Source organism: Sinorhizobium sp. NFACC03 (genome assembly GCF_900103435.1).
Lineage (GTDB): Bacteria > Pseudomonadota > Alphaproteobacteria > Rhizobiales > Rhizobiaceae > Ensifer.
Genome location: NZ_FMXF01000001.1, coordinates 1,065,003 through 1,072,843 on the forward strand (window position 1 = coordinate 1,065,003; position 7,841 = coordinate 1,072,843).

The window sequence follows — 7,841 nt, forward strand, 5'->3', positions numbered from 1 at the left end:
AAGGCCGGGTGGTTCGCACCCGGCCTTTTCTTTTGCTCAGTTCGAAGCGCGCTCGACCTTGATGTCGCCGAGATCATCGATGAGCACGGTCCAGGTCTCCGGTTCGCGGGCGGTCGGATCTGTCTTCAGATAGACGGTCGCGAACATGCCCGGCTGCGCGGTGACGCCGGTTGAGGTCTCCGGGCGAATGTCGGTGACATAGGCTTGAGCGCCGAGAACTCTTCGAGCTCCGCCGAGGAAACCACCACCGGTCCGGCTGGCGTCGCTTCGATCTGCTGCAGATGGACCTGTGCGGTGCCATCCGTCTGGCGAAGCGCGATCAGCTTGTAGTAACCGCGGCGGGCGTCGCTTTGCTTCTCGGCGGCGGCATTGGGGTCGAGTGATGAAAGCGGCGCTCCGCTTTCCTCCCAGTAGCCGGTGCTCGTGACAAAGGTAGCCTGCGGCGGCACGACGTTGGCGTCCTCGGCCTTGGCGCCGGCGGTGCTCACGAACAGGAGGAGCGCGAGGAGGGCGGATCTTTGCATTGGGGATTGTCGTCCTTTCAAACCGCAGCTCCGCTGCCGCCTCGCTCCTACAGCGCCGCGCGTCTTTTCAGACGCGCAAAGGTCGCTGTAGCACTTTGAATTGCTGCATGTTTTTGTCCTTTAATCGGGTACGATTAAAGGAAACATGCATTAGCCGTCGGAAAACGAGCCATGGAGGATCATAACATACCGCGCGGAGAACGTGCGTTCAGTTCGAAAATTGCTCGGCTAGGATGCGGTCCGACCAGGAATGATCGGGATCCGAGAGGATGCGCGCCGTCATGTTCTCCGATTCGGCGATCCGCACCTTGACCACCGACTTTACTTCCTGATGGTCCGCCACGGCGTTCACCGGCCGCTTGTCGGCTTCCAGGATTTCGATCTCGACCGTGACATGGTTCGGCAAGAGCGCGCCGCGCCAGCGGCGTGGACGGAAGGCGCTGACCGGCGTCATGGCCAGAAGCGGTGCTTCGAGTGGCAGGATCGGGCCGTGAGCGGAGAGGTTGTAGGCGGTGGAACCTGCTGGTGTCGCCACCAGCAGGCCGTCGCAGGTCAGCTCCTCGAGCCTTGTCTTCCCGTCGATGAGGACGCGAAGCTTTGCAGCCTGGTACGATTGGCGGAAGAGGTAGACTTCGTTGATCGCAAGCGCCATGAAGCTCTCGCCGTAGACGTCGGTCGTCTGCATCTCCAGCGGATGGAACGCGTTCTCGACTGCCTGGCAGATGCGGTCCGTCAGGTTCTCGGTGCTGTAGCGGTTCATCAGGAAGCCGACGGAGCCGCGGTTCATGCCGTAGACCAGTTTGCCGCTGTTCATGGTCTGGTGCAGCGTCTGCAGCATGAAGCCGTCACCGCCGAGCGCCACGATCACGTCGGCCTTCGCCGGATCGTTGTCACCATAGATCGCCTTGAGATCAGCCGCAGCCTTTTGCGCCTCCTCCGCAGAAGAGGCGAGGAAGGCGAAGGAATTGAACGTTCGGGCCATCAACTCTAGTCCGTTCGATGCGTTGCATGCCGCTTGCGGCGATCTCTGTCCATCGTTTCTGGCATGGCCCGAAGCCGAACGCATCTGAAAATTGGGAGAATTCGCAATTTTGCTTTACACCGGATGAGATTATGGTAACTCCCACCGCAGCAAGTGCCCTTATAGCTCAGTTGGTAGAGCGGCTGATTTGTAATCAGTAGGTCGGGAGTTCGAGTCTCTCTGGGGGCACCACATCTGCCTTTTTCTGCTGAAATCGCGCATTTTTTGAAGCTTTAACCGCATTCGGATTTGAGACGCGGGGCGAAGCTGCGAATTGAGCAGTCAATCACGTTCAGCAAGGATCGCCATAAAAACGGGCCAGCCGATCCAGGTCGTCGAACCGGAAACCGTGCACGGCCACCTCGCGGTCTTTCCAAAGGGTAGCGGCGCACGATTGATTCTCGATGCGAGAATATTCGCTCTCGGGAGGCCGCAGGATGCGCCGCTCTTTCATTTCGATACCGAAGATGTGGCTGCAGCACATCATCACGCGGTCGCCCTCGGTGTCGAGATCGTCACGCCGGTGCAATTCGAGCAATGGTTCACGATCCGCGACCCCGACGGCAATGTCTTGATGATTTGCCGGTGCTGAGCGGGACTGCCTCGCGATGTCAGATGTCGAACGAGGGGGCCATGCGCATCGGAACCTCCCGGCATTTCTGCAGGGCGTTGAGAAGGTTTTCGGCGAGATAGTCGATCAGCGCCCGGGTCGCCGGCAGCATGCCCTGGCGAGACGGGAAGACGAGGTGCACCACGACGTCGTTCGAGGTCCATTCCGGCAGCACCGGCACGAGCACGCCGGCGCGGAAGGCGCGCTCGCAGATATGGTCCGGCAACAGCGCCACGCCCATGCCTTCGATCGCGGCCCGTTCGAGGATCAGGAAGTCGCTGCAGCCGATGATCGGACGATGGGAGATTTCCGTCGTGTTTCCGTCGGATGAGACGAGCCGCCAGACGTCGGTCGGGTGTTGTTCGTTCATCGACAGCGTCGCCTGCTGGCTGAGGTTGTCGATGGTGATGTCGCCCGAGCGGGCAAGGAACGTCGGGCTAGCGGCGAGCCGCTCGCGAACCTCGCCGAATTTGCGGATGATCAGCTGATTGTCGGTATCGAGCTGGCCGCGGGCGCGGAGCGCCACATCGATCCGTTCTTCGATCAGGTCGATGCGCCGGTTGGTGGCGGTGATCAGGAGCCGCACGCCGGGATAACGCCGGTGAAACGCCGGCAGGATATCCGCGAGCATCGGGGTGAAGCCGAGTGGGCAGGCGAGCCTGACGGTGCCCGAAGGTTCAGCCCGCACCGCCGCAATTTCGGCTTCGGCGGCCGCGACGCCGTCGAGCAGCCCCTGGCAATGTTCATAGAAAACCCGGCCGATGTCGGTGACACGCAGCTTGCGGGTCGAACGTTCAAGCAACCGCACGCCGAGCTGTTCCTCGAGGCGGGCCACATGTTTGCTGAGTTTGGATTTGGGTATATTGAGATCGCGTGCGGCAGCGCTGAAGCCGTTGTTGCGCACGACGGCGGCAAAGAGCCCGAGATCGTTCAGATCCTGCATTGTCCTGTCTCCGAGGTCCGGATGCTTTGCCCGATTGTTTCCGTCTGGAAACAGTATGTCAAATATCCGCTGGCTTATCGGTCGATTGTTTTCCGCTCATATGTGGAGCACCGCAACGCAAACACAAAGGTGTTCCCATGAACGTTCTTCATATCGACTCTGGTATCCTCGGCGATCACTCGGTTTCCCGTCGCCTGACGGCCGCACTCGCCGCTCAGATCAAGGCTGACCGCCCGGATGCCACCGTGACCTATCGTGACCTCGCCGCCAGCTCGCTCCCGCATTTGACCGGCGCCCAGATCATGGCTCCCGCCGATCTCGCGGGCGTGGATGCCGACCTTGCCGCCGACGTCAAGCTTGGCCGCGACATGCTCGAAGAATTCCTGGCGGCCGACACGGTCGTCATCGGCGCCCCGATGTACAACTTTGGCATCCCGAGCCAGCTGAAAGCCTGGATCGACCGCATCGCCGTCTCCGGCAAGACGTTCCGCTACACCGAAAATGGTCCGGAAGGCCTCGCCAAGGGCAAGAAGATCATCGTCGCCTCGACCCGTGGCGGTCACTACTCCGCCGGTCCGGCTGCCGTCATGGACCACCAGGAATCCTACCTGAAGACGGTCTTCGGCTTCTTGGGCGTCACAGATGTGGAATTTGTCCGTGCCGAAGGCCTCAACCTCAGCGCCGACTCCAAGCAGTTTGCGATCGCTGAGGCTGAAAAGACCATCGCGGAAGGCAACGTCCTTCGCCTGGCGAGCTAACATATAGATTCAGCGGGTCACTGACGTGATCCGGTGGAGGGGCCCAGGCCCTGCGTGCGGACGGTGCCGGTTGCAAACGCAGCCGGCATTGTCCGTTTTGGGATTTCACAATCTGCTTTATAATGCATCGATGGTGGACCGGCGGACAATTCTGTTGGGCATGACCGCTGCGGTGGCTGCACTGTTCGCCGCCGACGCGGCGCGCGCACACAATTGCACGTGCCGCAACCGCGACGGTTCGAAATATGAGCTCGGACAGATCGCCTGCCTAAAGGTCGACGGCAACGTCTATATGGCGCGCTGCGAAATGAACCTCAACGTCTCCACCTGGAAGAAGCTGCGCGACGGCTGCCCGACGGCGGCCGGCATGAGCACGCCGCTGAGCCCTACGGGGCAATTGGTCAGTTTCTGACGAGGAGCAGCGGCTTGCCGCCCTCATTACGGTCTTTCTCGAAGCCGGAAGGTGTGGCGGTGAAAGCGAGCGAGCTGCCGTCTTCGCCGAGCAGGGTTATGCCAAGGCCGTTCGCCGTCCAGCTCTTCAGTTTCAATTTTCTGACGGCGCTATCGCATGGCTCTTCGACGGACAGTGCGAGATTGCCGTCACTGTCGGCAGCCTCCGCAAAGCGCACATGGCAGATGGCGGTTCCGCCGGGCCGTTTCATCTGCCACGCGCCTTTCATGTTTGCCGGCGCCGGCAGGTGCGAGATGCCGTCCACCGCGGTTACAAGGGCCAGTCGAGGCCCGTCCTCGCCGTTCGTCAGGAGCGGGGATCCCTCCCTCTCTTCAAAGCGGGCATGGACTTTTCGCAGGACGTCGATCAGCAGCAGGCCGCCGTTCCCGTCGAAATTCCAGGCGGCGACGTCGGCAAGGCTTGGCAGGCTCTTGGCGCAACCCTCGGCTCCGGTAACTGCGTAGCCGCCGATCGCCTCATCGGCGGTGAGGGTGAGCTTGCATCCATCGGCGCCATCGAGCGGCGCGACCAGATAGGCGCCCGCCTGCGCCGCGATGATCCCGGGATCGATGTCGCCGGCGGCGAAGGCGGTGTGTGAAGCGAGGCAGACTGCACCCAAAACCAGCAGCCGAAACATAGGAACGCGTGACGCAACTGCGACGACCATGGAGCTCTCCGATCCCAACGCGCGGAGATTTCCACAGGCACATTTTCGCGTCAATGCGCCGGCCCTTGCAGCCACCTCAGTGTGGGGTGATGCCGCCGCCCGCTTGGTCGTCGCCATGGGCGGCCGGCTGCGCGTCGATGTCAGCGGTTCAGGAACTGGCGCGCAGCATACATGGCGATTGCTGCCGCGTTCGATACGTTCAGCGACTTGATCGCGCCCGGCATGTCGAGGCGGGCAAGGTCCGTCACGATCGAACGGGTCTTCTGCCGCAGTCCCTTGCCCTCGGAGCCGAGAACGAGCGCGATCTTCTCACCGCTGAATGTTCCTTCAAGCGGCTGCGGCCCTTCCGAATCGAGGCCGATCGTCTGGAAGCCCAGCCGGTGAAGTTCTTCGATGGCATCCGCAAGGTTGGTGATCTGGATATAGGGAATCATTTCCAGCGCGCCCGAGGCGGATTTGGCGAGAACGCCCGATTCGGTCGGGCTGTGGCGCATGGTGGTGATCAGCGCGCCGGCGTCGAAGGCGACGGCGGAACGCATGATGGCGCCGACATTGTGCGGATCGGTCACCTGGTCGAGCACCAGAATCAGCGGGCAGTCGCGAAGCGCTTCGAGCTTGCGATGCGGCAAGGGGCGCGTCTCGAGCATCACGCCCTGGTGGATCGCGTCGGGGCCGAGGATCTTGTCGAGATCCTGCGGCGTCACGGTTTCGACCGGGAAGGGTAGGGCCGAAAGCTCGTCGAGCTCCAATCTTGCAGCGGCGTTCGGCGTCACGCTGAGGCGAACGAACTGGCGCGCCGGATTGTCGAGGGCGGCGCGAACCGTATGCAGGCCGTAGAGCAGAACCTGCTCGGGCGCGAGCTGCGGTGGCTTCCAGTCGGCCGGCGCCTTGCGGCGCTTCTCCTGTTTTGGCGTTGGGATTTCGCCGCGTTCCCGCTTGGCGTCGCGGTGGGCGCGCCTGAGGTTGGCGTAATGGGTGTCCTTGGCGCTCTTGTCGCCGGTGTGATCTTTGCTCATGGGCGTCTTATAGAGGGGTTGCAGGCGTGGCGAAATGGTTTTCGATGAGCGGTCCGGAATTGTCGCTGTGGAGAAATTCGGAAATTTTCCACTGACCCGTGTTGACAGGAGGAAAGAGGGCGGTCATATACCCGGCCACAGATCGAGAGGCGGCAACGACGCGTCGCTGGTTGTCTCACGATCTCAAATGCTTGGTCGAAAGATCCCGACAGAATAATGGAGGGATGCCCGAGTGGTTAAAGGGGACGGACTGTAAATCCGTTGGCTCAGCCTACGTTGGTTCAAATCCAACTCCCTCCACCATTCTGCTTCTGGATCGAAGGCCCGCGGGTATAGCTCAATGGTAGAGCAGCAGCCTTCCAAGCTGAATACGCGGGTTCGATTCCCGCTACCCGCTCCAGCAGCGAACAGCCTCCTTATCCGAATTAATCCGATGCTCCAACGCTTCGCGGTAAGTCATTGTTTGTCTTGCTTGCGGAGCGATCCGTGAATCGCGCATGCCTGCCCTTGTGTCGGCGCTTCAGCGTTCTTACATATCGGCAGGAAAAGGCCGTCGGCGACCGGTCCGGGCGTACGCAATTAAGTCTTGCGCAAATCCCCTGAAACCCTTAAACGGCTCCACAAACCGGCCCTGCCGGCTGATCATTCATACTTGACCACAGGAAACGTACCCATGGCAAAGAGCAAATTTGAGCGCAACAAGCCGCACGTTAACATTGGCACGATTGGCCACGTTGACCATGGCAAGACGTCGCTGACCGCAGCGATCACGAAGTACTTCGGCGAGTTCAAGGCGTATGACCAGATCGACGCTGCGCCGGAAGAAAAGGCCCGTGGTATCACCATTTCGACGGCCCACGTTGAGTACGAGACGCCGAACCGTCACTACGCTCACGTTGACTGCCCCGGCCACGCCGACTACGTCAAGAACATGATCACCGGTGCGGCTCAGATGGACGGCGCGATCCTGGTTTGCTCGGCTGCTGACGGCCCGATGCCGCAGACCCGCGAGCACATCCTGCTCGCCCGCCAGGTTGGCGTTCCGGCAATCGTCGTGTTCCTCAACAAGGTCGACCAGGTTGACGACGCCGAGCTTCTCGAGCTCGTCGAACTCGAAGTTCGCGAACTTCTGTCGTCCTACGAATTCCCGGGCGACGACATTCCGATCATCAAGGGCTCGGCTCTTGCAGCTCTGGAAGATTCGGACAAGAAGATCGGCGAAGACGCGATCCGCGAGCTGATGGCCGCTGTTGACGCCTACATCCCGACGCCGGAGCGTCCGATCGACCAGCCGTTCCTGATGCCGATCGAAGACGTGTTCTCGATCTCGGGCCGTGGTACGGTTGTGACCGGTCGCGTTGAGCGCGGTATCGTCAAGGTCGGCGAAGAAGTTGAAATCGTCGGCATCCGCGACACGTCGAAGACGACGGTTACGGGCGTTGAAATGTTCCGCAAGCTGCTCGACCAGGGCCAGGCCGGCGACAACATCGGCGCGCTGATCCGTGGTGTTAACCGTGACGGTGTCGAACGTGGCCAGATCCTGTGCAAGCCGGGTTCGGTCAAGCCGCACAAGAAGTTCATGGCCGAAGCCTACATCCTGACGAAGGAAGAAGGCGGCCGTCATACGCCGTTCTTCACGAACTACCGTCCGCAGTTCTACTTCCGCACGACGGACGTGACGGGCATCGTGACGCTGCCGGAAGGTACGGAAATGGTCATGCCGGGCGACAACGTCACCGTTGCCGTCGAGCTGATCGTTCCGATCGCGATGGAAGAAAAGCTGCGCTTCGCGATCCGCGAAGGTGGCCGTACCGTCGGCGCAGGCATCGTTGCCTCGATCGTCGAGTAATC

The 7,841-nt window shown here is 61.3% G+C and carries 8 protein-coding genes, 3 tRNA genes and 1 pseudogene; 7 read left to right on the top strand and 5 right to left on the bottom strand.

Annotated elements, in window-relative coordinates:
- Positions 1 to 36: 36 nt before the first annotated feature.
- Together BLU35_RS05245 and BLU35_RS05250 are read right to left on the bottom strand one after the other, a co-directional pair.
- Positions 37 to 524: pseudogene (locus tag BLU35_RS05245) on the bottom strand (hypothetical protein).
- Between the two features lie 208 nt (positions 525 to 732).
- Positions 733 to 1,506 (bottom strand): NAD kinase, encoded by a 774-nt coding sequence (locus tag BLU35_RS05250; protein WP_058329326.1) that lies wholly within the window; start codon positions 1,504 to 1,506, stop codon positions 733 to 735.
- Between the two features lie 155 nt (positions 1,507 to 1,661).
- Here BLU35_RS05250 and BLU35_RS05255 point away from each other — a divergent pair.
- Positions 1,662 to 1,737: transfer RNA gene (locus BLU35_RS05255), tRNA-Thr, on the top strand.
- Positions 1,738 to 1,894: 157 nt separating this feature from the next.
- Entirely contained in the window at positions 1,895 to 2,137 is a 243-nt protein-coding gene (locus BLU35_RS36605; RefSeq protein WP_353615016.1) for a VOC family protein, read from the top strand.
- Positions 2,138 to 2,156: 19 nt separating this feature from the next.
- On the opposite strand, the gene BLU35_RS05265 is transcribed toward BLU35_RS36605, so the two are convergent.
- Positions 2,157 to 3,098 (bottom strand): LysR family transcriptional regulator, encoded by a 942-nt coding sequence (locus BLU35_RS05265; protein WP_057252255.1) that lies wholly within the window; start codon positions 3,096 to 3,098, stop codon positions 2,157 to 2,159.
- Between the two features lie 137 nt (positions 3,099 to 3,235).
- Between BLU35_RS05265 and BLU35_RS05270 the strand changes: the two genes are divergently transcribed.
- Positions 3,236 to 3,856 carry an FMN-dependent NADH-azoreductase gene (locus BLU35_RS05270; protein ID WP_057252254.1) on the top strand — a complete coding sequence of 207 codons (621 nt, stop codon included), beginning with the start codon at positions 3,236 to 3,238 and terminating at the stop codon, positions 3,854 to 3,856.
- 160 nt (positions 3,857 to 4,016) lie between these two features.
- Positions 4,017 to 4,268 (top strand): hypothetical protein, encoded by a 252-nt coding sequence (locus BLU35_RS05275; protein WP_176907131.1) that lies wholly within the window; start codon positions 4,017 to 4,019, stop codon positions 4,266 to 4,268.
- Here BLU35_RS05275 and BLU35_RS05280 read toward each other — a convergent pair.
- Complete coding sequence (locus BLU35_RS05280; protein WP_286161434.1) at positions 4,258 to 4,974, bottom strand: AprI/Inh family metalloprotease inhibitor; 717 nt, start codon at positions 4,972 to 4,974, stop codon at positions 4,258 to 4,260. The genes BLU35_RS05275 and BLU35_RS05280 overlap by 11 nt on opposite strands.
- 140 nt (positions 4,975 to 5,114) lie before the next feature.
- Positions 5,115 to 5,990 (bottom strand): TrmH family RNA methyltransferase, encoded by an 876-nt coding sequence (locus tag BLU35_RS05285; protein ID WP_057252252.1) that lies wholly within the window; start codon positions 5,988 to 5,990, stop codon positions 5,115 to 5,117.
- 218 nt (positions 5,991 to 6,208) lie between these two features.
- Between BLU35_RS05285 and BLU35_RS05290 the strand changes: the two genes are divergently transcribed.
- The 3 genes from BLU35_RS05290 to tuf all read left to right on the top strand — a co-directional run bounded on the left by BLU35_RS05290 (position 6,209) and on the right by tuf (position 7,839).
- Positions 6,209 to 6,293, top strand: a tRNA-Tyr gene (locus BLU35_RS05290).
- A gap of 23 nt (positions 6,294 to 6,316) precedes the next feature.
- Positions 6,317 to 6,390: transfer RNA gene (locus BLU35_RS05295), tRNA-Gly, on the top strand.
- 273 nt (positions 6,391 to 6,663) lie between these two features.
- Positions 6,664 to 7,839 (top strand): elongation factor Tu, encoded by a 1,176-nt coding sequence (tuf, locus tag BLU35_RS05300; protein WP_034795467.1) that lies wholly within the window; start codon positions 6,664 to 6,666, stop codon positions 7,837 to 7,839.
- The last annotated feature ends 2 nt before the right edge of the window (positions 7,840 to 7,841 follow it).

Excerpts from the sequence above, each read along its gene's own strand:
- BLU35_RS05250 (WP_058329326.1), bottom strand. The coding sequence starts at position 1,506 with ATGGCCCGAACGTTCAATTCCTTCGCCTTCCTCGCCTCTTCTGCGGAG.
- BLU35_RS05265 (WP_057252255.1), bottom strand. The coding sequence starts at position 3,098 with ATGCAGGATCTGAACGATCTCGGGCTCTTTGCCGCCGTCGTGCGCAAC.
- BLU35_RS05270 (WP_057252254.1), top strand. The coding sequence starts at position 3,236 with ATGAACGTTCTTCATATCGACTCTGGTATCCTCGGCGATCACTCGGTT.
- BLU35_RS05275 (WP_176907131.1), top strand. The coding sequence starts at position 4,017 with ATGACCGCTGCGGTGGCTGCACTGTTCGCCGCCGACGCGGCGCGCGCA.
- BLU35_RS05280 (WP_286161434.1), bottom strand. The coding sequence starts at position 4,974 with ATGGTCGTCGCAGTTGCGTCACGCGTTCCTATGTTTCGGCTGCTGGTT.
- BLU35_RS05285 (WP_057252252.1), bottom strand. The coding sequence starts at position 5,990 with ATGAGCAAAGATCACACCGGCGACAAGAGCGCCAAGGACACCCATTAC.
- tuf (WP_034795467.1), top strand. The coding sequence starts at position 6,664 with ATGGCAAAGAGCAAATTTGAGCGCAACAAGCCGCACGTTAACATTGGC.